This is a genomic window from Sphingobacterium sp. 40-24, assembly GCF_001899705.1.
GTDB classification, from domain to species: Bacteria; Bacteroidota; Bacteroidia; order Sphingobacteriales; family Sphingobacteriaceae; genus Sphingobacterium; species Sphingobacterium multivorum.
Window position 1 is genome coordinate 26,502 of record NZ_MKWH01000062.1, and the last position, 23,491, is coordinate 49,992.

At 39.9% G+C, this 23,491-nt stretch carries 21 protein-coding genes; 15 read left to right on the forward strand and 6 right to left on the reverse strand.

The genetic code is table 11. The features are described 5' to 3' along the window. Positions 1-172: 172 nt before the first annotated feature. The 3 genes from BGP15_RS23350 to BGP15_RS23360 all read left to right on the forward strand — a co-directional run bounded on the left by BGP15_RS23350 (position 173) and on the right by BGP15_RS23360 (position 2,567). Entirely contained in the window at positions 173-568 is a 396-nt protein-coding gene (locus BGP15_RS23350) for a DUF3244 domain-containing protein (protein ID WP_088160807.1), read from the forward strand. Positions 569-680: 112 nt separating this feature from the next. Continuing rightward, a complete protein-coding gene (locus tag BGP15_RS23355; RefSeq protein ID WP_088160806.1) occupies positions 681-1,640 on the forward strand; it encodes a helix-turn-helix domain-containing protein in 960 nt (319 codons plus the stop codon). 579 nt (positions 1,641-2,219) lie between these two features. Continuing rightward, a complete protein-coding gene (locus tag BGP15_RS23360) occupies positions 2,220-2,567 on the forward strand; it encodes a hypothetical protein (RefSeq protein WP_088160805.1) in 348 nt (115 codons plus the stop codon). 59 nt (positions 2,568-2,626) lie between these two features. Here the strand turns inward: BGP15_RS23360 and BGP15_RS23365 are convergent, their stop codons facing one another. Genes BGP15_RS23365 through BGP15_RS23375 form a run of 3 tightly spaced genes read right to left on the reverse strand, consistent with a single transcriptional unit; the run spans position 2,627 to position 8,445 of the window. Continuing rightward, entirely contained in the window at positions 2,627-4,006 is a 1,380-nt protein-coding gene (locus tag BGP15_RS23365) for a RagB/SusD family nutrient uptake outer membrane protein (RefSeq protein ID WP_286768326.1), read from the reverse strand. 10 nt (positions 4,007-4,016) lie between these two features. Next, complete coding sequence (locus BGP15_RS23370; protein WP_088160803.1) at positions 4,017-7,085, reverse strand: SusC/RagA family TonB-linked outer membrane protein; 3,069 nt, start codon at positions 7,083-7,085, stop codon at positions 4,017-4,019. Positions 7,086-7,092: 7 nt separating this feature from the next. Continuing rightward, positions 7,093-8,445 carry a TlpA family protein disulfide reductase gene (locus BGP15_RS23375; RefSeq protein WP_088160802.1) on the reverse strand — a complete coding sequence of 451 codons (1,353 nt, stop codon included), beginning with the start codon at positions 8,443-8,445 and terminating at the stop codon, positions 7,093-7,095. Positions 8,446-9,076: 631 nt separating this feature from the next. Between BGP15_RS23375 and BGP15_RS23380 the strand changes: the two genes are divergently transcribed. The 3 genes from BGP15_RS23380 (at position 9,077) to BGP15_RS23390 (ending at position 11,543) form a co-directional block, all read left to right on the forward strand. Then, positions 9,077-9,493: a hypothetical protein gene (locus BGP15_RS23380; protein ID WP_088160801.1), complete on the forward strand. Its 417-nt coding sequence runs from the start codon at positions 9,077-9,079 to the stop codon at positions 9,491-9,493. 106 nt (positions 9,494-9,599) lie between these two features. After that, a complete protein-coding gene (locus BGP15_RS23385; RefSeq protein WP_088160800.1) occupies positions 9,600-10,523 on the forward strand; it encodes a response regulator transcription factor in 924 nt (307 codons plus the stop codon). 141 nt (positions 10,524-10,664) lie between these two features. Then, positions 10,665-11,543, forward strand: a complete 879-nt coding sequence (locus BGP15_RS23390) for an RteC domain-containing protein (RefSeq protein ID WP_088160799.1) — start codon at positions 10,665-10,667, stop codon at positions 11,541-11,543. Positions 11,544-12,099: 556 nt separating this feature from the next. Here the strand turns inward: BGP15_RS23390 and BGP15_RS23395 are convergent. Together BGP15_RS23395 and BGP15_RS23400 are read right to left on the reverse strand one after the other, a co-directional pair. Continuing rightward, complete coding sequence (locus BGP15_RS23395) at positions 12,100-13,050, reverse strand: hypothetical protein (RefSeq protein ID WP_088160798.1); 951 nt, start codon at positions 13,048-13,050, stop codon at positions 12,100-12,102. 16 nt (positions 13,051-13,066) lie between these two features. After that, positions 13,067-14,509, reverse strand: a complete 1,443-nt coding sequence (locus BGP15_RS23400) for a hypothetical protein (RefSeq protein WP_286770830.1) — start codon at positions 14,507-14,509, stop codon at positions 13,067-13,069. 1,074 nt (positions 14,510-15,583) lie between these two features. On the opposite strand from BGP15_RS23400, the gene BGP15_RS23405 reads away from it, so the two are divergent. From BGP15_RS23405 to BGP15_RS23440, 8 genes are all read left to right on the forward strand, one after another. Then, positions 15,584-16,564, forward strand: a complete 981-nt coding sequence (locus BGP15_RS23405; protein WP_088160796.1) for a DUF8464 domain-containing protein — start codon at positions 15,584-15,586, stop codon at positions 16,562-16,564. 638 nt (positions 16,565-17,202) lie between these two features. Next, positions 17,203-17,616, forward strand: coding sequence for a plasmid mobilization protein (locus BGP15_RS23410; protein WP_088160794.1), 414 nt, complete (start codon positions 17,203-17,205; stop codon positions 17,614-17,616). 16 nt (positions 17,617-17,632) lie between these two features. Continuing rightward, the gene (locus BGP15_RS23415) at positions 17,633-18,832 is read left to right on the forward strand and encodes a relaxase/mobilization nuclease domain-containing protein (protein WP_088160793.1); all 1,200 of its coding nucleotides are present in this window, start codon (positions 17,633-17,635) and stop codon (positions 18,830-18,832) included. 25 nt (positions 18,833-18,857) lie between these two features. Continuing rightward, positions 18,858-19,493, forward strand: a complete 636-nt coding sequence (locus BGP15_RS23420; RefSeq protein ID WP_088160792.1) for a ParA family protein — start codon at positions 18,858-18,860, stop codon at positions 19,491-19,493. Continuing rightward, positions 19,490-19,858, forward strand: coding sequence for a hypothetical protein (locus tag BGP15_RS23425; protein WP_088160791.1), 369 nt, complete (start codon positions 19,490-19,492; stop codon positions 19,856-19,858). The genes BGP15_RS23420 and BGP15_RS23425 overlap by 4 nt, the downstream gene beginning before the upstream one ends. Next, the gene (locus BGP15_RS23430; RefSeq protein WP_088160790.1) at positions 19,855-20,202 is read left to right on the forward strand and encodes a hypothetical protein; all 348 of its coding nucleotides are present in this window, start codon (positions 19,855-19,857) and stop codon (positions 20,200-20,202) included. Before BGP15_RS23425 ends, BGP15_RS23430 begins: the two co-directional genes overlap by 4 nt. Before the next feature lie 18 nt (positions 20,203-20,220). Continuing rightward, complete coding sequence (locus tag BGP15_RS23435; protein WP_232475720.1) at positions 20,221-20,520, forward strand: DUF4134 family protein; 300 nt, start codon at positions 20,221-20,223, stop codon at positions 20,518-20,520. A gap of 34 nt (positions 20,521-20,554) precedes the next feature. Continuing rightward, positions 20,555-20,869 (forward strand): DUF4134 domain-containing protein, encoded by a 315-nt coding sequence (locus BGP15_RS23440; protein WP_088160788.1) that lies wholly within the window; start codon positions 20,555-20,557, stop codon positions 20,867-20,869. Positions 20,870-20,898: 29 nt separating this feature from the next. Here BGP15_RS23440 and BGP15_RS23445 read toward each other — a convergent pair whose 3' ends face one another. Continuing rightward, complete coding sequence (locus BGP15_RS23445) at positions 20,899-21,126, reverse strand: hypothetical protein (RefSeq protein WP_286770831.1); 228 nt, start codon at positions 21,124-21,126, stop codon at positions 20,899-20,901. A gap of 22 nt (positions 21,127-21,148) precedes the next feature. Here BGP15_RS23445 and BGP15_RS23450 point away from each other — a divergent pair, with 22 nt between their 5' ends. Next, positions 21,149-23,470, forward strand: coding sequence for a TraG family conjugative transposon ATPase (locus tag BGP15_RS23450; protein WP_286770832.1), 2,322 nt, complete (start codon positions 21,149-21,151; stop codon positions 23,468-23,470). The last annotated feature ends 21 nt before the right edge of the window (positions 23,471-23,491 follow it).

A 23,491-nucleotide genomic window follows, 5' to 3' on the forward strand; every position in this document is an offset into this window, starting at 1 on the left:
CCTGATCAAAAACCTATATTTAAAAAAACACAATATACAGAAAATAAGAAACTTATAATTTATCAATAATAAAAACCTATACCTAAGAAAATTAAACCTATATATGTAATAGTTCAAAAAACCGCACCAATATATTTGACCACTAAAAGTTAAACCCAACAACACTTTTAGTATGAAAAAACAGATATTATTGATCGCATTATTATCAGGTGTTATTGCTGCTCCTGCTTTAGGAAGTTCACAAATCGCACCGGTTCCCAACAGTGCTTTAATCACCCAATCTGACGAAATTGATTTAAGAGGAAGAATCGAACCTGGTGAAATTCGTAGAATAGGTTCTGCTGTCTCAGCATTTTTGGAAACAACTGTAATTAGATCACAATTTCATTTTGATGGAGGAACATTGCAAATTTCCATTGCCAATGCTACAGGCACTATGGTATATAATCAGACAGTGTCCACTTCAATTGGCGAATTTTTAATACCAATTTCAGGATTTACATCAGGAAACTATTCGATAACATTTACTTCTACCTCAGGTGAAGTGACTGGAGATTTCGTATTATAAAAATTTAAATAATTCAGAGACCATGAATAAAAAACCAAAAATCATGATCTCTGAATTAAAATGCTTTACCAGAGCTTAGATATAAGTTCCCTAATCTGAATTTGGTAATAAAATGCGTAGAACGGTAACATATAAATTCAGTTCCCAAGCAATAACAGCAGATATCTCCGGACGTATTTCTGATTCATCCGGGAAGGTGTTACCTTTTGCTAAAACACAAAAAATTGTATTTCAAGAGGGAGTAATGTATATCCAATATTTCAGCCACTTTCTCTTCTTTCTAGAATTCACAACTTTTGTATTACATAACGATTTAAAAGCTAGCTATTTCAACCAAAAGAAAAGGCTTTTTTTAATTATGATGTTAGAAGGAAACATATTTTTATCAAAAGAAGATGGTACACAAATTTTACAAATAGAAAACGACACTTGTTACACAACATATAATCGTAAAGGGGAATTTCACTACTCTTTGGCTACTGGCAGAACTAGCTTTTGCTACATTATGCCCAGAACAGCATGGCTTGATAGAGCGAAAGGCCATTATCCCCATATTGAACAATTGCTAACTAGTATGAAAAAAGACAAAACAGTGTTTGGCAACCTTTCTCCGTGTCGGATAGATCCAACTTTACATACTTTGTTAGAACAAATGTTCAATTTAACAACCACAAATCCGATTGATTTGGAAATAGAATTGACAAAATACATTCAAGCAATTATTAACCAATATCAATTCTTACTGAATTTAAAATATTCCCAACGTGTTTATCAGATAAAAGATTATATAGAAAACAATTACACTGTTCTCCACTTAAACAATAAAGTCATCGCAAATTTATTTTTTATCACCGAAAAAACTCTCATAAAAACCTTCAAACAAGAATTTGGCATAACACCTCATTATTATCTAATGAACTACAGGATGGAAAAAGCCAAAACATTATTGATTTCGGACCGCATTTGTCCTTCACACGTTTATCCACTTGTCGGCTATTCAGATTTTCATAGTTTCAGAAGACAATTTAAAAAACACTTTGGTTTTCCACCATCTAAATGCTTAAAGCGCTAAGCATAAAAAATATTTTACATGAATTTCAATAAAGTGAACAAAAACAAACATTTATTCACAATAATTATTGAAAAATTCAAAAATTTGGTTTGTTTTTTCCTACTCCCCGGATACTTAATACTCCGAACTTTAACAATACATAAGGGACTATTATAAAGTCTAGATTTAGTCTGCATACCAAGGTACAGGCCATTTCTCGATGGTAATGTTTCGACAAGATAGCTGCCATCTTAATTGCTATCAATATCCGTTGGTATGCTTCACCGGGTCGAGATCGGATGTCGGGGCAGAGACGCACTTACTGCGATAGTACATTGAAAGACATCAGAAAATTGGGAAATCTCCCCCTGTTTAAAAATTGCAGGGGGAGATAGTTTAAAATAATTGAGCAAAAAAGGACAGATACATAAGATAAGAAAGAAAAAATACAACAAAAGAATATTGTATCCAGATAATTTCGCCATTACAACTTCAAGGAAGTTGACTGGCATACAAATAGAATTCCTCCATCGTATGGCTATGAGGTTAAATCGACATACACGTTAGTTCATGAAACTTATAAACTTAAAGTACTTAATTATGAAAACTTTAAAATCAAAATTTATTGCTGGCGCAACAGCGTTAACATTACTATTAGGCAGTTTTTTCATTGTAAACGCTATGGCAAAAAAGGTAGAAGTAAAACAAACAAGCTACAAATGGTTCCAAATTTCATCATCGACTGATTATGACACCAATGAGCCTGTAGCACAGTCGGACGCAGCCTATCTAGGAGAAGGAACAACACCCCCAATGGGCAATAACTGTTCAACTAATAACCCACATCAATGTGTATCGGGATTTAGTTCTGATCAGGTAAACCCTTCTACCAATGAACTGATCGACGACAATCAAGTACCGAAGTCAACGCCACGTACACGAAATTAACGTCAACTGATGACAAAGAAAGGGGGGCCAATGGCTCCCCTTTCTTTGTTTTGCTTAACTTATAGATCTTCGTACCCTGTATTCTGCTCTAGAAATGGATTCGCTGAAAGTTCTTTTTGGGGTATGGGATATACCTTATTTTTTTCTTCCCAGCCACCTTTTATATCTCCTATCACTTCGACAGTCATATCCCAACGCTTTAGGTCAAGCCACCTGTTTCCCCATTCACAGAAAAGTTCCTTACGTCTTTCCTGTACCAAAGTGTCAAAGATTTTGCTTTCGTCCAAAACAGTATTTTTTGTTAGTCCGGATCGTGTCCTGACCATATTCAGATCGTCCGAGGCAGATTTTAGGTCACCGATAAAGAGGTTCGCTTCCGCCCTGATCAGGTACAGTTCCGCTAGCCTCAAGACCGAATAAATCTCCTTGGCCGAACCTCCCGGTCGCCTGTTCCTGTATTTTTGTGGATATTGAACCTCGTTACCTCCTATCTTTTGTTCACCAACCCACAAAACTTTACGCAGATCCCCATCCTCAAAACTATTATATAATTCTTGCCTGATCAGATATGTTGGTGCAACAGCATCAGAAGAAGGAACAAAAAAGTAGCCTTCTGCCGTTTCCCTATCAGAAAGTACAGGAAGCAATGCCCAGATTATCTCCTTACTATCCAATAGAAATACCTTCTCCAGATCTTTTTCAAGGGAAAACTTACCGGAGTTGATAACTTTGTCAGCCTCATTCTTTGCCAAGCTATACTTCTTCTGAAATAAATATACCCGGGCAAGCAATGCTGCTACGGCAAAATAATTTGCCCTCTCGAATTTAAAGGACAGATTTCTTAGCACTTGCTGGGAAAAAAGAAGATCTTCTTCGATCTGTTTATATACATTCTCTTTTACAGTTGCGCCCATGATACGATTGATCGTATAGTCAACGCCCAATACCAAAGGAACATCTCCGAAAATATTGATCAGGTTAAAATAAATAAAAGCGCGCAAGAACTTCACTTCTGCAATAAGGTTGTTTTTAGCACTATTACCGATGCCGGTACTATTGCTGATGCCTTCAATACAGGCATTTGCTTTATAAATATACTCATAGGCCCGGCTCCACAGCGCATAGTTGATGCTATTAAATGGTGATATACTATTAATTTCAAATTCATTTGCTTCTCCTCCTTCCGCGGACAGCCTGATCTCATCGGCACTTAGGCCAGGATAGACAGTCAACGCTCCTCCACCAAAGCTTAATCCAGTCTCATTCACCATAGCAATGTAGATACCTAGGACCGCTTGGCTGGCATTAATGCTATCACTGAAAACTGTTTCAGTCACTAGCTCGTTCTTTGGCAATTCAACGCCCAGGAAATCCTTACACGCACTTAGATAACATGCCATTCCTAGAATGACTCCCATCATTAATCTTTTTATCTGCATAGCCCTATATTTAAAATTTGGCCTGAAAGCCCAAAGTGTATGTCTTTAATGGAGGAACACCGTAAAAACTCTGTGTCTCGGGATCATTCCCCTTATAATTTGTAATTGTAAATAGATTCTGCATCGAACAGAATATTTGGAGCTGTTCCGTGCCGATCCGTCTGAGTACCGCTACCGGAAGACCATAGGACAACGATATTGATTTCAGCCGAATAAACGAAGCGTCGCCATATACGGCATCGGAATCGATAAATGGTCTGGTCGCTCGACCAGCCGGACTACTGCTGTAGGTCGAGAATTTTTGAAATTGAGCAATATCGCCCGGCTTCTGCCATCTGTTAAGGAGCTCGGCGGGCATATTAGCGTTTCCTCCCGGCCGATAGTTATAGACCTGCCCGAGATAATTCTTACCCAGCTGTTTTCTGAATTCCGCCAAGATATCAAGCTGTAGCCTTCCATAACGGAAAGTATTGCTCAGCCCTCCAAAAAAACGTGGATCTGTATTACCAAAATAGCTCAAATCATTAAAATTGCCGTTTTTAGCATCTTGGGGCGTACTGCTTGTCGTACCATCATTTTTATAAAAGCTGAACAATCCAGTTTCGTGGTCTACTCCGGCATATCTGAAAAGATAAAGTGATGAAAGCGACCTCCCTATTGTATAGGTGGTTGCATATGCACTCTCTTCCAAGCCCGGAAAAGAGATCAGTTTATTTTTAGGTACCGTAATATTTAGGCTTGCGGACCAGGCAAAATTCTTCCCCTTGATCAACGACGCTTGGGCAACTATTTCGAAGCCGGCATTCTCAACTATAGCATCCCAGTTCTCTACCACACTTGAAAAGCCTGTCATCATGGGCAAAGTATAATTAACCAGCTGGTTGCCGGTCCTATTCCTGTACCAGGCTAGGGTAAAAAGAAGCCGATCTTTCATGAAGCCAAACTCGGCACCCACTTCCATTTTTTTTGTTGATGCCCAGCTGAAGAGGCTATTGCTTAGATTTACCGGAACATATCCCAAGCTATTGCCGTACCTATAGTCTGTTGGCCGCCATCTAGACAAGTAGTTGTAGTTTCCGGTCGCATCAGATCCGGTTATACCATAGCTCATCCGTAGTTTTCCATAGCTTAGGACAGGTACTAACTTTTTCACGGCCTCTTCCTCGCTAAATAGCCAACCTGCAGCTATCGACCCAAAATTACCAAACTGCCTCTGTGGCCCGAACTTGCTCGAACCGTCGCGCCTAAAATTTATGGATAAAAGATATTTCTTGGAAAGATTGAGGTTGACACGCCCAAAAATTGCTGCATACCGATATATACTTGATTGGTCCTGGGCATTTTTGACTGGCGCGCCAGAGATAGAACCGATCAGCTCGTCACTCAGGTAGCCTGACGCAAAAACCTGCCGCCCTACTTGTGAGCTATTCTGAAAGGTTCCACCTAGCAGTGTTGTAACCTGTAAACTATTCAGATTGAACATATAATTTAACTGTGGCTCCATAAGCCAGGAGGTAAACCGCCCCGCACCAAAACTTGCCTCAGCAAGTGGGTCAAAACCGGGAAAACGAGATTTTTTTGGTGTCGCGCTATACTCATCCGTAGACATGTCGCTGATCCCAAAATTTGTTTTCAATATCAGGTTTTTGACCGGAGTATAGCTCACTACCATATTAGAATTAATAGTATTGGACGCAATTTGGTATTTCTGCAGCAGGTAAGCATATGGATTTACGGGAGCCCCAACTCCATTCAAGGCAGCCCCATTATGATACCAAACCAGTTCACCAGCCTCATTTACTGGTTCTGGATAATTGGGTTGCAGATTTGCTGTCAGCAGTAAGTTTGGGGATAGAGAAGAATTGTTTTTACCATGGTTATAAGAACCTGAAAAATCAAAATTCAACTTTTGATCCTTAGTGCGATGGTGTATCCCTAAGCTCAGTCCAATCTTCCTGTCCGAAAAATTCCCCGGCATCATAAATGTACTATTGTGATAGTTCGTTCCAAAACGAAACTGAGTATCTGAATTCCCCCCGGACAGTCCCGCATTTATAGTGCTGCTAAATGAAGGTTTTCGGAAAAATTCCCTTATCCAATCTATATCCCTTCCAGAATCAAACAACATCAGGTCTGGCGCGTATGTACTGGAAACGGGATCGGCCGAGGGAACACGGTTGTCATTTTTATACGCCTCCTTTCGCATTTCAAGAAATTGTTCCGTATTCATCATTGGCATTGTCTCTCCTAATGAAGCTATTCCCATATTACTGCTCAGTGTTAGTTCCGTTTTTCCGGCTTTACCTTTTTTTGTTGTGATAAGGATCACGCCATTTCCAGCCCTGGCGCCGTAGATTGCCGTAGCGTCCGCGTCCCGAAGCACTTCAATACTTTCGATATCATTTGGGTTAAGTGTATTAAATGGACTAACTCCTCCATAGGAATTATTAAACATGCGGCCCGTACCCGGAGCTGCCATAGATCCAAAACTATTGATATTTTCATTCTGAGGGCCAAATGGTACCCCATCAATAATAAACAGAGGATTGTCCATCGGTACCGCAGCACCAAAATTTGTGTTGATCGTATTCTGGCCCCTTAGCTGCACCTTGAATGAAGAGCCCGGGATACCACTTGTCGACGAAACGACCAAACCCGGCACCCTCCCCTGTAAAAGGGACAAAGGGTTAGAAACCGGTTGCTTTTCTATATCTTCCGCCCTTATTTTTGTGACTGAGCCTAGGTTCATCCTTTGGGTATTCGTACCATACCCGATCACCTGTATTTCATCTAGCGTATTGTTTTTCTCCGTCAAGTACACGTTCATCGTCGAGCGCTTGTCTATGTTCTCTTCCTTCATCTCAAATCCGATACCCGTAAAGACCAATGTGCCATTCGGATCCGTTTTGAGCCGAAATCGCCCGTCTTTATCCGTCAGCGTTTTTAACATCCCCCCTTTCACAGAAACGGTCACTGAAGACAACCTCTTCCCGCCACCATCCATTACCGTACCCGATATCTGCTGGCTAAATCCATACATACCATATAGGATGCTTACAATAATTAAAAGTATTTTCATCGGTTATCTATTTATTTAATGATATGACTGCAACATCCACTTCACGTACTTCCTCGCGCATAACAATACCGTATTGCCGTAGATAGTCCTTTAACATAACTACATCCGTAAGTTCAGGAGGAAGGACCATGGATATCCTCTTTTCAATTCCAGTATCATTTATAAAAGGTATTTTATGCACATCCTCAAGATATTTTGTCAGCTTACCAAATGTGCCGTTGAAAGTTACCGGCAAGCCATTTTGTTCGGTTATATATGTTCCCTTGGGAATAACATTGTCCAACTTCCTCATTTTCGTTTTGTTCCAGGCAGATAAGACCCAACAGTTCAGTTTCCTTTTTTCATAGGTTACTTCATAACCAAAATACCTTTTGAGATCTTCTGCCACCATCGTCCGCACACGTTCGTAGGGAAGCAACGGGGTTTCTATTTCATAGGTAAACAGATTAGAAGGCTTATTTTTATCATTTCTATCCGATAGTATATCTGCGTGCTTTTTTTCATAAATAAGTCTAACTTGAGGAACTTTAGCGAGTTCTGGCATGGCAAATTTGAACAACTGTATCAATGGTCTATTGATAAATGTCATACGTTCGGTATTTTCGCCACCCGTATGGATTCCTATAGGCAGACCATCAATATAGGGACTAATGAACGAACTAAATAATACATCCGGTCTTGATCCTCCGTTCCCATTTTTGAACAATGGATATCTAAAATCATAGGATAACTGTACCCGCTTTTCCTGTTCATATAATGGATTATTTAACAGACTATCCCATTGAATCTGTTCAAAATCATTGCTCGACAGTATATTTACGATTGTATTGTCTTTTATCAATACATAGTGAGGTAGAAATTCGTGTGGGAAGCTAAGATCCATTACCGTATCCTTTACTATTGACATAAGGTCATAGGCTTTCCTTCTGGCAAGCAGAAATTCACGGATAGATTCGGCCGTATTTCTTGTTGAAGTGGAATTTACCAAAAGGTATTGAACTTCGGAAAAATTAGTCTGTAGCTGCGCTATCTTTGGAAAGGACTTGATACAGCTTCCGCACCATGTCGCCCAGAAGTCGAGGATAATCAGTTTTTTGTCACGATAATCATTTAAGGTTATCTGTTCTCTCGCTGACGGATGGTTAACCACCTTTAGCGGTGTGTTCCAGAGCAGCTCTGGGATGGTATCCCCAATCTTTAAGGGTTTGATTTGATCTAGCCCGCCAGCCCCGCTGTCCTTGCGGGGCGACTGGGCCGATAAACTAAACATATAAAAACACAAAGTAGATAGTAGGGCACTTTTTAACAATAGTATTCTAAAATTGGGCAAGAGCTCTCCCGCCCTAAAAAAAATATTCATTTTTTAGGTGTTTTAAAGAGTGACCTCAACAAGTTTTCTTTCCCGCCCGATCATAATCGGATCTTACCTCCTAAAACTGATACAGGTCACGTTAATAATAAATTGATTAATTGGAGAGCCAGACGAACGTTTGAATGGTATTTCACAAGGTTATATAATTGACGTCACGTTGTCCATGGCTATGAAAGCCAATAAATTGGCAAAGCCTGCCGAGCTACTCAGGGGCTGATATCAAGTTTTTGAGAAGTGTTTTTTTAAGATTCATAACTCGTTATTTTATAACGAGCCTTTTAAAAGGAAAAACGGGGTGCGCCTATTTTCCAACTGTTATCAGGCACTACCGCTAGGCCTAGAGTCCAGTCATCAATAGGGCATCACCCCGTGTTTTGCAATAATACAAAATTCCGGGGAGAATTTCCCTATCGCCTTGGACTCTATCAATTGCGGTAGTTTTGATAACAAGGCTCTTGCATATTTATTTTTATCGTAAAAATTTATCTAACCATGAGTAATAAGATTTTGACGATCACAATATAAACAAAAATACAATAATATTATAATCAAATACAACTATTTTACAATTTAAAATACAATTAAACTCAAGCTATATTGCATTATTATAATTATACTATTGGAAAAGGATAATAAAAATATACATAGAGGAAAGATCCTACATGAGATACTGAGAAATCATCCGCGAAGGATTAAAGATATCGTCGAAGATGCGGGTTATAAATATGGTACTTTTTATAAGCATAAGAATAATCCAGAGCTCTCGTATGAAATTATTGCCAAATATGGTAAAGTAATCAGTAGAGACTTATCAGTGGAATTTCCAGAAATGGCTGATTATCCCGCTTTAGCATTAGTAGAAACTTCATATAGAGCTCCTATGGACATAAAAAAAGAGCTGGAAGAGTTAAAAGAAAAGTACTCCATTTTTTTAAGTAAACACAATACTATCCTTGAATCTAATATTCAATTGAGAGAAGAGAATATTAGACTAAAAGAACAGATTGCAGAATTAAAAGCAAAATATCAATCTTAATATAGTCCATTAAAAATCACCAAATAAGCATCAAAACAATAATTAAAAACTGATATAGCATCTAGTAACCTGTACCTCCGCATGTCTTGACCCCAATTTACATGTTATGCAAATAGGTTGTACTGAAATGCATCCCATTATATTGGGAGTAATTGTTATTGAACTAATCATGCTCGGAGCGCAGGTAGCTTACTATTTAAGTAACCCTCTTAAAAATGATCGTATTTGGCATTTGCTTTTCCTCACGCTGCTACTCACGCTTAATATCGTGAATGGCTTTCTTCCCACCCCTGTTTTGGATATACCATTATACATCCAATATATCATTCGTAATGGAATCGGTATTTTTACTGTTTCCTTCTTCCCTATCCAATTTTTCAAAAAGCTTCAGATATTAGATAGGAAGTTTCAAGAAAAAACAGCAATCTCATTCCTTTTAATATTATCTTATCCTATTGTTTTCCTTATTACTTATAATACATTCAATGATCTAGACAAAGCCCATCGATACACGATTCTCTTGCCGTTTTTGAATAACATTACCATTATGGCGCCTATAGGAAAAACCATCTGGAACGTTTATAGAAGAAATATAGACCGGAAAGGATCTCCTGAAGAAATATTAGCTTTTATAATGCTGTCAACATGGTTATTTGTCTATCTTTCCATTCATCTAAACTGGGGGAAAACAATAGAGATCATTTTAATTAATATTGGACCAGCAACATTCAACATTCTCCTTCAGTATAATTACATCAAAACTTTGCGTTATGAACAAACGCATCTTCAACAGGTAAACTCATATGTCCCACAAAAAGAAGTTATCTCTTTCAATTGTAGAATTCATTTGCTTTCTAAAAGAGAGACGGAGATTGCCCTACTTTTATGCCATCGACTCCAACGCCAGCAGATTGCAGACAGACTTTTTATATCTGTACGAACCGTTGACAAACATGTCGAGCGGATATTTCTAAAAACAGGTGTTTCATGCAGAGAAAACCTTCTGGAAAAACTTAATAACTATTCATAGTTCCTTTCCTAAGTACTTAAAATTCAATAATACGTAAGTATTGCGTATACGGATACGCTATACTTACGCTATGCTCAGCCGTAGTTCAGACCTACCTTAGCTTTTAATTAATCTCGTGGTAAAAAATAAACACAGTGCATTATGTGGGCAAAAGAAATTGACAATCTTTATTCTGAAATGTTGGAACAGCTGGAAAAAATCAACGGCTCTATGCATGATTCCGTTGGAAAACTAAGCGTTTCACTTAGCCTAATCCGCCAAACTATGATTTCATTAAGAGAATTCATAAAAGTAAATTCTTTTATCGATGAGGAACAGGAAATTAAATTTTTCAAATACGTAAAACCTCGTTTTGCCGCATGGCAGACTTACTACATTGAATTGCATAATATTATTTCCTCCACCCCAATCGGTACAGATCAAATGATAAAGGATTATTATATAAACGAAATAGCCATAACGGACAGGTTCTTTAAGATAAATGCTTTTTACTTCCAGTATTACTTGAAAGATGAGCATTCAAAAGATAGAATATATTTTCTTCGTAGAAACAGAACTCAGTTTCCGCCCGGCTCAGAGATAATCGTGATTGAATCTGATTTCTCAACTGAACTGGATTATTTGTTCAGCAAATTTCGCGCTTATGAAATGCTAAGGGATTATATTATAAAAAGGGTAAAATTTTTACATCAGGAATCAGATCGCTCCAGGATAAATGAGCTCTCTGATAAAATGAAAAGATCATGGTCGGGCGATAAGATAGAACTGGTAGAGATAGCCTATGGAATTTATTATACCCAAAGATTGAATAATGGAAAAGCTGAAATTTCCGATATTATAGATTGGCTTGAAGAAAGCTTAAATACCGATCTCAGCCAAGCGTACAGGATGTTCGTCGATATAAGAAGAAGGAAAACGATAAGCTATACAAAATTTATCGACGAAATGCGTCATGAAATAAATGTCCACATTGAAGACTCCATTAAATACAGACCAAAATTCAATAGCCAAAACAAATAAACAGCAAATTCTTTAAGGAAAATAAGTTTAAGCAGCTGTTTTTCATTGTCACGAAGGCCCTCAGCATATCATTCTTAAAAAACGTTCGCACCTTTCAGTTATTCCAAACCCTCTTAAAGAGCTCTTAATCCATTATAACCGATCCCTAAAATCATATAACGTAAAAGTCTAACAAGATAAAAATGCGAAGTCCTTTCGGATTTCGCATTTCTAAATCTTAGCACTTATTGTCCCCTGTCGGTTCCTTCTTACAAATCCGACATTTGTTATTATTTTTAAGGACTATTGCTATCGTTAATTGACTTTGGCAATCTTCTGAACAGTATTGCCATTTTCTAATACTTCTGTAGGTTTATAGACCCATGAATGTGGCACTTTGTTTTTAACAAAGACTGCTCCACTATTTTGATCAAGCACAACTGTATTAGACAATCTCTGAGTCGGTATACGTTCAATAACCTTGTATTCTTTGGACGGCCTTTCCTCTTCAATCTTTACATATCAAAAGGATTTACCTTGCAATCCCTAGCGCAAATTTACATCCGTTAATCTACTTTTAAAGCTTGGAAAGATCGACAGTCATAATTCTTTCCTCCAATATATTTTGGTTCCATTCTGCATCTGATAGTTTATTCAAAGGTTTTTGCTGCCTGATCAGTTCATAACCGTTGCCTACATAATCTCTGAAATAAAAATCATAAGAGCCGCCGATAATACCTTTTGTAGGAAGATAAAGAAAACGATTAATCCCCTTTGTCCAATCGTAATAATCGGCTCCATTGGATGACCCAATAGTCCAGAATTGATAAGCGGTACCTGCTGACGTTTTGACTTCCTTTGAAAGATATTCCTTCCAGAGTCTCCATCCAAATCTGTAACTCGGAGCCACCACCTTTTTATCAAATTCAAAGGGTGAGAGTTCGCTTGGAAAAGACTTTTTAAATAGCTCTAGGTATTCTTTAAGTTCGACCTTTGGCTGTTTTAGATTTAAATAACCATAAACTGATGGAAAGGTATTTTCAAAAGAGACAATAGTGAATTTCTCTAACAAAGTATTGGGGGCATAAAAATATTTTTCACCGCTCTTTTTTACAGCAAGGAATTCACCAAAGAATTTTTGGTGATTTCCATATTCCGAACTGCTTGTACTGAAGCTTGGAGCAAAAAGTTCTTCTTTCAATGCTTCTATATCTAGAAGGTTCTTTATTATATTCGGATCTTTGATCTCTTCCCACCCTCTGCCGGTTATCAAATCTGGCAGTACCGAAAACAGAAACAGATTTTTGTTCCGGTCCTCATTTCCAGGAAAAAGAAAGTTGTAGATTTCAACATTATAATCAACCTTGTATAATTCATTTGTGTTTAGCAGGAAGTGTGATCTGATATCTTCTCTAATATCATTCTTTCCATTTAGCAACACATATTTCCGCTCTGAAGCCTCTGTATAGATTGTATGAGTGATCAGCAATAAAAAAAGAATATAGAACTTATTTAGTGAATTTTTCATTTTTAGTATTCGTAAATTATGGACACTTTCGACCCTTGTGCTTGTTTTTTGTCACATCCCGTTCATTTTGATTCAGGATAATATCGTTTGGTAATCTGTTTTCAATGATTCCTGTAGTAACAAGGGCATCGATTACATCATTGCTCAGATTTGGATTAAATGCTTTTAATTCGGATTTCATTAATCCCATAAATGTATCAAACCTGGAATGCATCTCATCATTTCTATAAAAATACTTACTTCCGTCCGGAGATTGATAATATTGAATCTCGGGATATCTTGTATTAAATTGACTGGATCCAAGACGATATTTCTCAGCTTCCAAATAGGCATGCCACACCTCATGGTACATAGTGGTTAACAGATATTCTTGGGTAGAGTTTTGCAAAATAAACTTTGACAGATCTACATGCGCATTATTCGGATGGATGCCCTGTCCGCCCCTTAAACCTCCGTCCTGTAATGGATTGGTATACTCTTTGGCATGAAACGTTAAATTTATCCTGGTCTGGCTACCACCAAATAAACTGTTTAAAAGCTGCGAAAGTTTACTTTCCGATTGCGTGAAATAATCTATTAAACCAACTGCACATGGATAGTCATCAAGCTGATGTTTTACTTTACTGTCTCCATCATCACCTCCATCGCCACCAGTAGATCCACCACCAGTTGGACAGCCACCTCCCACATTTAGCTCAACGATATTAAAAGAATGTACACATTGGACAGTTCCCTGAACTCTTGAAGCTGCCGCCCTTACGCGATTTCCAACATCTATATGGGACATACTGCCCTGTGGGACAATGATTCTTATATTTTGTTCCCAATTAATACTTGCACTGCCACCTACGTCAGCTAATTCTAAATTGAGCTGATCAACTATACTTTCAGGAATAATTCTATTAATAACCTCAGGCGTACATTGCATGGGGTTCAGATTAAAATTTCCGAGATAAAGTCCTGTCACCTCATAGACACAAGTTAAAGGAGCAGAGCCGTTACTCATTTTTTTTACAGGAAAATTCTCTTGCTGACTTTTCAAATAATCTATTAATATACTATTTTTTGCAAAGGTTTTTAGTCTTGTTTCAGGGAAAGAAAGCTCTTTTAATAAGAATCCCTTTTTTTGTAAATAATGTTCTATACTATCATAAAGTATGTTCCGAGTATCATAATATCCTTTAATTTGTACTTCAATGGGTTTATTGTCTGCTGTGAGTTTGATATCTAAAAATCCTAGACTTTGTTTATTTTTTGTAAACGGCACGTAAATGTGTTCTACTTTGCCACCAACATTATAAATTTTAATACATTCGTTCCAGTTCAATTTTTGAGCTTTTAGACCATTCCTATTTACGGTTGTATTAAAATCTCCAAAGTTCTTTAATTCTTCCATCAATGCTTTAATCAGCCCATCTTCTTTCTCGTAAGTTTGCTCTACTTCAAGCTCTTTATCCAAAATTGTACGGTTACAAGATTGGAACAAGAGCAAAGCTGTAATAAAATAAAATAGCTTTCTTTTAAAAATATCTATTATGAACAGGTTAATAAATTTCGTTCTAATATATTTATGTTACATTAAAGTTTCAACTATTTAAAACATCGTTTTTAAAAGGATTTTATAATCAGGAAGTTATTTTTTTAAAAAATTAAATTTTGCTACCCTTGTATTGTCAAAATCACTTCTGTGCTGTACAACTTATTCTGTAATGTAAGTCTATAATACGACGGTACATTTTCGACAATTATCCTTCCATTTCAGAATTTGTACGACGGTCCTTTTCTTCACGGATAAGAAGTCCTAAATCTCCGATTTCAAACCAAATCACCCCTTCGGGTGATTACCAAAGATTTGATTCAGACGAAATATCTCCTAATAAATCCTTTTCACTGAAGCTAGCCGGCCTAAAGGAACAATTATGATTCAAACTTGAATGAAAATCTAAACATGCCGAAAAATAATTCTGAAAATATTCTCCAATAAGTAAACTCCCCAATAATATAAACTTGGTAAGGAAAACCAAAACATTAATCATTTTGTCTCAGATCCAAACTGAGAAACTGATATTATTTAAATCTAGTTTCGATTTTCAATAAAACCTTCATTTTATAGACTATTATCACTTACACCGATTTATAAATACTTTTCTTTTTGACCGAAAATCAACCCTAGAAAAATCATTACCAAGCTTTCCACCTTGGGAAAACACCGACTGCACCATCACCAATTTTGCTCAATAAAGGAATCGTTCTTTGACATTGTGGGAAGAAGCATTTCCGTATAAAAAACGGAAATTATCGTGCAGTCAACATAGATCATCAGATCTATTTTTGATGAACCGAAGGCAGCCGGTTTCGGCAGGTATGTATTTACCTACGTGTGTATTCCCGAGAGACAGATTAAAGAGTTAGCCTTAATGTAGAGATACATACTCGATAATATCAATAATAGAAAAACAACCCATATACATATCCAAGGGGGCAAAGATTTGCTCCCTTTTTTTATTTCTGAAATATTTTAATCCAGCAATTTATGGAAACACAGCGAAACGCAAAACAGATCAAGGACGAAGTGTCATTGGTTGAGTTCCTTGCTAGGCTCGGCCATCAGCCTACCCACAGATCGGGAAGAGATCTTTTCTACAGGAGCATGCTCCGAAATGAAAATACACCTTCTTTTTGTGTCAACGACCAACTAGATGTATGGTTCGATCATGGAGGGGCTAACCTTTCTGGCATCAAGGGCGGGAACATTATTGACTTTGCTCTGGCCTATTGGCACCCAACAACATTCCTTGAAGTCCTGAATAAAATAAATGATATTATGTCATTACCCATCAGACAGATATCCTCAGATCCTTATCGACAGAAACGGCCCAGATTAAAAGGGACACGCGTCGCTAATTACAAAATCCAGGATATAAAAGAACTCGGCAACAATCCACCAATTACAAAATACCTCGAAAAACGAGGAGTTTTAGAGCAAGCTCAAGGTAAGATAAAAGAAGTATACTATGTTATTGAAAGTGGACCGAAAAAAGGAAGAACATATTTTTCAGCGGGATGGCAGAATGAAAACGGAGGATGGGAATTAAGGAACAGAATTGGACTATTCGAATTCAAAGCCTGCCTCGGTCGAAAAGGAATATCCTTTTTCAATGCATCCTCTGAAAAGCTGTCAATCTTTGAAGGCTTCCTTGACTATCTTAGCTGGCTAAAAGACAATCCTAACGCGGCCGATTCCATAATTGTACTAAATTCTGTGAACCTCCTGGATATTGGAATAGAGAAGGCAAAAACCTACCGCCAGATCAGCGCATATTTTGATCGTGACAAGGCAGGAGAAACAGCTTTTGGACTATTGAAGCACAAACTTCCACATGCAGAAGATTGCTCAGAAGTTTACACGGGTTTTAAAGACTATAACGAAATGCTGCTCGCCAGAAAACCTACTCTCCTTCCCTGGGAAGAAGAAAATATTTATGAGAAAATATTGGGAACCTACAAACGCTAAAATATACCGATTCCATTCACAAAAAGATTCCAGTTTTACAAATTAGCTGATAAGCTTAATATGTAATAACCAGCTTATCAAATATGCAAACATAGTGATTGGCGAGATAAGCATTAGGCTAGTAAGCTCATGATCTGGCTATGTAATTTGCAAATAAGCCATTAAGCTTATTTAGCACTAGGCAAATATGCAAATAAGCCACATAAACATGAGCCAAATAAGCTGATCGTCTAAGAACCTACTTTGCAAATTGGCTAAAAAGCGAAATATACAGATTGCTAATAGGCACTTAAGCCATCCTGAATAATTGTCCATTCCATCTATAAACTGACACCAATGACCGATCTAAACCGAAGCGGCAAATCACGTATAACCTTCATCCCTCACGCAAGCCCCGAAGGCTCCGCCCGCTCACAACGGAGTCTTCATTCAGGCATCAAACCACCTTGTGTTTTGCTCCCTGCAAGTTGTGTTTTCGGGTACCCCGAAAACCACCTTGCCTTTGCCCTGCGGTGCCCCTTTTGGGGAGCTGCAGGACAAAGGGGAAAAACCTTCGCAACTCGGTTTTTCTCTTTTAAAACGTGCTAAAGCAGATTTTAAGGCTAAAGCTTTATCGCAGTTAAGAATAATAAGTTCCAATGAAAAAAGTACAAAAGAAAGTCGGGAGACCTCCAATGCTGAGCGGAAAACGTACGTATATTATCAAAGCTAAACTTACCGAAGATGAATTTAAGGCTGTTCTAGAAATTCAAAAAAGATCCGGGCTAAACCGCATGGAACTGATCCGAAGACGTGTACTGGAGAAAGGTATAACAGGGACAATTAACACAGCTGAACTGCTCAATGCTTTAGATTCCATCGGTAGCGAAATGGGTAGAGCGGGAAATAACATCAACCAGCTTGCCAGACATGCCAACACGATCAATAAACAAGGCCGGTTAAATGAGCAGATCGTAAAAGATTTTAATCTTTTATTTTCGGACTATATCCATTTTCAACAAGAGCTTGAAAAGTTGCTCCGCCATATACTTCGGGCGATGAAACCACGATAACATTTATTCCGCTGTTATGATTGTCAAGATCCTCAAAAAATCAACAACTTTTAAAGCCGTTAATTATAACAGCGGAAAAGTTGACAAAAACAGAGGCGAACTATTGCTTGTCAAGAATTTTGGCGCACTTCAGGGAATGGAGAACCTACGGCCACAGGACTACATCAACTACCTACAAGCTGTCTCCACTCGCAGTACACGAATCAAATACCCCCAGTTCCATGTTTCAATATCCACAAAAGGCCGTCAGCACAGCAAAGAAGAACTCGCGGAAATTGCTCAAAAATGGATGGATGGCATGGGATATGGCGAGCAGCCTTACCTTTTAATCTTTCACAAGGATACCGATAACAATCACGTGCATCTGGTTTCAACCCGCGTGGGAAGGGATGGTAAGAAGATCTCGGACCGCTATGAGAAGCTAAAAGCCTATCGCGTACTAAATCAAATTATGGGAGAAGACCGGGAGCAACAACTGACGAGCCATCTGCAAAAGGCACTCTCCTATAATTACTCTACCCGAGCACAATTTATGATGCTGCTAGAGAATTTGGGCTATACTCTTGTCCGAAAAAATAATATGTACTGCATAAATAAAAATGAAACCGAAATTGGTCAGATCCAGCTATCTAAAGTGGACGAGCGAATCGCTTCGTACCAAAAAGACAAAGCCCGACTGATCCAGATCAGGGCTCTCATCGAAAAATATAAGCATAGCCGTGATCCATCCATCAAGTACAATGAGAATGGATACTACTCAAATCTAGCAGATTTCCTTCGCGATCAATTCGGTCTTCAGTTCGTATTTCACGGCAAGGATGGGAAAGCGCCTTACGGTTATACCCTTTTCGACCACTCAGGTAAGGCCATATATAAAGGAGCCGAGATTATGGTACTGAAAGAACTTATTGCCCCAAAACCTGATCATTTCAGCAGCATAGAGGTGAAAAAACTACCTAAAGAAAAACAGGCTGCTACTTCCAATGAACAGTCCAATCTGACAGCGAGTAACAACAGCAATATTCAACTGGAGGAATCATCCACCGAGCTTAACGGAGGGCAGTCAGCTGATCTGGCCAATGGCGCTCAGGATTTATCCGAATTTGAAATCCCCATACTTACAGTGGATATCAATATTGCAGATGATATCGATGATGAAGCCATCCTGGGGCGAAACCGTCGGCGCAAGCGTAAGTCCCGTACCAACACCAGATAATATTAATTCTTTAAATATCCGAAATATGGTCATTCTGATAGGAAATCAAAAAGGCGGTGCAGGTAAAAGTACACTGACCCTGTTACTAGCCAATTACCTGACTTCAGTGTATGAGCAAAAAGTTACTGTGCTTGACATGGACTATCAGCAGTCCATATCAAGTAAATACGAAAAAGCGAAGATCCTTGAAAATGAAGAACCTTATGAAATCGTCTCGGTCGATCTGGACCAGTTCCCGGTTTTACTGAAAGTACTCACGAAGAATCCAGATGAAACGGTGCTTGTCGACTTACCGGGTAAAATGGATGACGATGATCTCATTCCGGTCATACGTTCCGGCAACCTCATCTTATGTCCTTTTTCCTATGATGAATTCTCCGTGGATTCAACATTGCTATTTGCCATGGTCACAACAAAAATAAATAAAAAGGCTCCACTGGTGTTTATACCCAACAGGCTCAAACCCAATGTACGCTACGACACCCGAACGGAAGTGGATAAAGTGCTGGCAAAATTTGGAGCAATAACACCAGGCATCGCTGACCGCATTGATTTTCAACGCGTAACCACCCTCTATACGCCGGCAATCGTACTGCCCGCCATCCTGCCCATACTTCAATTGATATATGACAATTACATAAATAAGGAGGATCCAAAATGACCGAAATAAAATCGCTCGCCGACAGGCTCCGAAACGAGCTTCGCAGCAGTGAAACCGAAAACAAGACCCAAGAAGCTAAAAACAAAGAAAGCTCGCCCGCTCCCGGAAAAAAGCAAAAAAAATTATCTTCTGACGAATTAAAAGCTGATCTATTTTTTGATGCGATCCTCTCCTTTCAGTTAGAAACTACGGAGAAAAGCCTCATCCGGGTCGATAAAAAGACAATGAACCTGCTCAAACGGATCAAGCTCACAAAAGGAGTCGACATGAACCGCTTCATCGTTTACTGCGTCCACCAATACATTGACCAGCATCCCTGGCTTGCCAATTACATCAATGAAACCCTTAAAAATACAGCATTATGAACTGGACAAATTTCCTTTTAATCCTTACCCTATCCTATTTATTCTATTACGGTCTGAACCTGCTTTACGATCTTTTCATGAACCGAAAACCTTACTCTTCCCCGGGAAAGGATGATACGCTATTTTTTGAAGAGGATATCCAGCCACAGATCATAACCTATACTCCCAGCCCGGCTGCCGATCAGGCCGAAGAAGAAATTGAGCCTATAGTCGCCACAGTGCTTCCAAAGACATCAAGGAACATAAGCGGAAACGTTTTTTCAACTGGTGCAGTAAGCCTGAAAGAACTTTTCAATCTCGCCAAAAACAACCTCATCGAACATACCAGCACCATACCCTATTAAAAGATGTGGCATCGGATTATGTTATGGACGGCAATTGCCGTCCTTTTTTTTGCCTGGCCGATAAATGCTTTCTCACAGCCCGGTATCAATGAATTCTACAGCGCCACAGGTGAAATGCACCGCTGGTATTTCAGCTTCGCGGACCTGGTACTTGTCATCGGAGCCATATCGGGGATACTCGGCGGACTGCGTATCTATGCCAACTGGCAGTCCGGGAAACACCATCACATCGATGCCCAGGTCATGGGATGGCTGTTTTCCTGTCTCTTCCTCACACTAGTCGGTGTCTTTCTCAAAGCCCTCTACGGGATCAATTAACCCATTTTTCATACCCTTTAACTTCTTCTCTCAGATGACAGTAAAAACAAAAAAGCTGTTCGCATGTTCGGTGGCCATCCTCGGTGCAACAAACATGCTTTTGGCACAGACAGCAGGCGGAACCACAGGAATCAATGCAGCAACCTCCTCACTGACAACTTATGTCGACCCTGTCTCCACATTGACCCTGGCCATCGGGGCCGTTGTCGGTATCGTCGGTGGCGTAAGGGTCTACATCAAATGGAACTCAGGTGATAACGACATCAACAAAGAACTCATGGGATGGGGCGGTTCCTGCCTTTTCTTAGTACTCGTTTCAGTCGTCATCAAAGCCTTTTTCGGCGTCTGATCATGAACAGGTATTCCATCTACAAGGGGCTACAGAAGCCCCTTGTCTACCGCGGTTTCAAAGAGAAGTTCATCGGCTGGGGTATCGGCTTCCTGATTATGGGACTGGTCGGCGGAGGTCTCCTGGGGGCACTGACCAATATGTACCTCGGAGGACTCATCACCATACTGTCCATCGCCGGTGGCCTCACCTTCACCTTTTACCGCCAAAAAGAAGGCCTGCACGACAAAACCCGAAACAAAGGCGCCTTCATCCATTCCGTACACCTTAAAAAAAATTATGCACAGCGCTCATCCTAAAACAGTATTCAAATTGCCATATGCAGGTATAGATCATTTTAATCTTGAAGCACTGCTATATGGAGAACGTGGGGATTTTTCGGCTATCTTCAGTTTACACAATCCGGTCATGCACTATGGAGCAGATCCGGAGCCTTACCTGGCATATCATTCTGTTCTTCTTAACCTGATCAAGATCCTCGGTGAAGGTTATATCATCCAGAAGCAGGATATTTTCTCCCGTAAAATTTACCATGCTGAAAAGGCTACAGAGTTCCTGAAACAGAAATATAACGAGCATTTTCATGGAAGGGAGTATACAGTCATTACCACTTATCTTACCATAACCCGGCTGATCAAAAAAGGAGCATTTTATGTATACGATCCCAAAGTGCTCATCGAATTCGGACAGCAGATCGAAAAGGTCCACGATCTGCTGGAGGGAGCAGGATTAATGCCAAAGCGGCTTACCGAAAAACAGATCCATCAATACGTGTCCCGCATGCTCGCCATGGATTTTTCTTCGGACAACATCGCACTGGATAACCTCCTTGCAGGCGAAAAGGAGCTTGGCATGGGCAGCCGCTCGGTGCGCAGCATCAGCCTTGTCAATACCGATGCCATCGATCTCCCCGAAACGATAGGCACCTACACCTACAAACATGATGGGCGGAACCTGCGGGAATTTCCGGTGGACAACCTGTTCTTTTTACATCAGGTCCCCGATTACGGCTGCATGGTCTATAACCAGCTGATCGAAATTCCCGACCAGCAGCTCACCCTGAGCAAACTGGAACTCAAACGTAAACGCCATTCGGGGGTTCCCGACCCGGCCAATCTTATCTGTGTCGAGGATATCGATCAGCTGTTGGTGGACGTCGCTCGGGAGAACCAGTTATTGGTCAATGCCCATTTTAATATTCTCCTCTGCGCTGAAAACGACAAAATTGGAAAGGCCGCAAATTTTATTGAAGCCGCACTCTTCCAGCAGGGGATAATCCCTTCCCGAAATGCCTACAACCAGCTTGAACTCTTCAGGACTGTGCTCCCGGGAAATGCTGCGGAACTGAAAAAATACGACTGGTTTCTCACCACCTCGGATGCCGCCCTCTGCCTACTCTTTAAAGAATCCCTGCAGACCGATGAGGACTCCGACTTTCTGATCCGATTTACGGACAGGCAGGGGCTTCCCGTAGCAATTGATCCTTCGGACTTAGTCATGCGCACGGGAAGGACAAACAATCGTTCACGGTTTACGTTGGGGCCCTCGGGATCCGGAAAATCTTTTTTTATGAATGCACTGGTAGAACAATATTGCCAGTACAACATGGACGTGGTCATCGTGGATACAGGAGACAGTTACCAGGGACTGTGCAGCTATTATGGCGGCAAGTACATCACCTATACCGAAGAAAAACCACTTTCCATGAACCCCTTCGCCATGTCACAGGAGGAGTTTAATCTGGAGCAGAAAGATTTTCTGAAAACGCTAGTCGCCCTGCTCTGGAAGGGAGCTGAGGGGATGCTTACCCAGATTGAGGATTCGGTTCTTTCAAATGTGCTCTCCTCCTATTACTATGAACATTTTTGGCTGGATCCAGGTCCCCAGAATCCCCGGCGCCCGGAAAAGCTGGATTTCGATTCCTTCTATGTCTACTCCGTGGAGAGGATAAAGGAGATCACCGAGCAGGAGTCCGTCAATTTTGACCTGGACGAATACCGCTACGTGCTCCGTAAGTTCTTCTCCGGTCAGGAATTCGGCACTTTATTGAATGAGGCAACGGATCAGTCGCTGTTTACCGCTCCTTTTATTGTCTTCGAAATTGACAATATTAAGGAAAATAAGACCATTTTCCCCATTGTCACTCTGTCGATTATGTCCGTTTTTCTCCAGAAAATGCGGCACCGAAAAGACCGGAGAAAGGCCCTCATCATAGAGGAAGCCTGGAAAGCAATCGCGAGTCCACTGATGGCAGGCTACATTTTATACCTCTATAAAACCGTACGGAAATTCTGGGGGGAAGTGATCGTGGTAACCCAGGAACTTGGAGATATCCTGGGCAATCCGATTGTCAAAGACAGTATTCTGGCCAACTCGGACACCATCTGTTTGTTGGACCAGAGTAAATTCCGGGAAAACTACGATGCCATCGCAAAACTCCTTTCCATCACCGATACCGAAAGGCGTAAGATATTCACCATCAACCAACTGGACAACAAGGAAGGACGCGGAAGATTCAAAGAAGTGTACATACGGCGTGGGACAACAGGTGAAATCTACGGGGTGGAAGTCTCGATCTATCAGTATCTGGTGCGCCCATAAGGGCATATAGTGAATGTGGTT

Bases quoted from the DNA above. Each gene is read 5' to 3' on its own strand.
- BGP15_RS23350 (WP_088160807.1), top strand. From the start codon at position 173: ATGAAAAAACAGATATTATTGATCGCATTATTATCAGGTGTTATTGCT.
- BGP15_RS23355 (WP_088160806.1), top strand. From the start codon at position 681: ATGCGTAGAACGGTAACATATAAATTCAGTTCCCAAGCAATAACAGCA.
- BGP15_RS23360 (WP_088160805.1), top strand. From the start codon at position 2,220: ATGAAAACTTTAAAATCAAAATTTATTGCTGGCGCAACAGCGTTAACA.
- BGP15_RS23365 (WP_286768326.1), bottom strand. From the start codon at position 4,006: ATGCAGATAAAAAGATTAATGATGGGAGTCATTCTAGGAATGGCATGT.
- BGP15_RS23370 (WP_088160803.1), bottom strand. From the start codon at position 7,085: ATGAAAATACTTTTAATTATTGTAAGCATCCTATATGGTATGTATGGA.
- BGP15_RS23375 (WP_088160802.1), bottom strand. From the start codon at position 8,445: ATGAATATTTTTTTTAGGGCGGGAGAGCTCTTGCCCAATTTTAGAATA.
- BGP15_RS23385 (WP_088160800.1), top strand. From the start codon at position 9,600: ATGCAAATAGGTTGTACTGAAATGCATCCCATTATATTGGGAGTAATT.
- BGP15_RS23390 (WP_088160799.1), top strand. From the start codon at position 10,665: ATGTGGGCAAAAGAAATTGACAATCTTTATTCTGAAATGTTGGAACAG.
- BGP15_RS23395 (WP_088160798.1), bottom strand. From the start codon at position 13,050: ATGAAAAATTCACTAAATAAGTTCTATATTCTTTTTTTATTGCTGATC.
- BGP15_RS23405 (WP_088160796.1), top strand. From the start codon at position 15,584: ATGGAAACACAGCGAAACGCAAAACAGATCAAGGACGAAGTGTCATTG.
- BGP15_RS23410 (WP_088160794.1), top strand. From the start codon at position 17,203: ATGAAAAAAGTACAAAAGAAAGTCGGGAGACCTCCAATGCTGAGCGGA.
- BGP15_RS23415 (WP_088160793.1), top strand. From the start codon at position 17,633: ATGATTGTCAAGATCCTCAAAAAATCAACAACTTTTAAAGCCGTTAAT.
- BGP15_RS23420 (WP_088160792.1), top strand. From the start codon at position 18,858: ATGGTCATTCTGATAGGAAATCAAAAAGGCGGTGCAGGTAAAAGTACA.
- BGP15_RS23425 (WP_088160791.1), top strand. From the start codon at position 19,490: ATGACCGAAATAAAATCGCTCGCCGACAGGCTCCGAAACGAGCTTCGC.
- BGP15_RS23430 (WP_088160790.1), top strand. From the start codon at position 19,855: ATGAACTGGACAAATTTCCTTTTAATCCTTACCCTATCCTATTTATTC.
- BGP15_RS23435 (WP_232475720.1), top strand. From the start codon at position 20,221: ATGTTATGGACGGCAATTGCCGTCCTTTTTTTTGCCTGGCCGATAAAT.
- BGP15_RS23440 (WP_088160788.1), top strand. From the start codon at position 20,555: ATGACAGTAAAAACAAAAAAGCTGTTCGCATGTTCGGTGGCCATCCTC.
- BGP15_RS23445 (WP_286770831.1), bottom strand. From the start codon at position 21,126: ATGGATGAAGGCGCCTTTGTTTCGGGTTTTGTCGTGCAGGCCTTCTTT.
- BGP15_RS23450 (WP_286770832.1), top strand. From the start codon at position 21,149: ATGCACAGCGCTCATCCTAAAACAGTATTCAAATTGCCATATGCAGGT.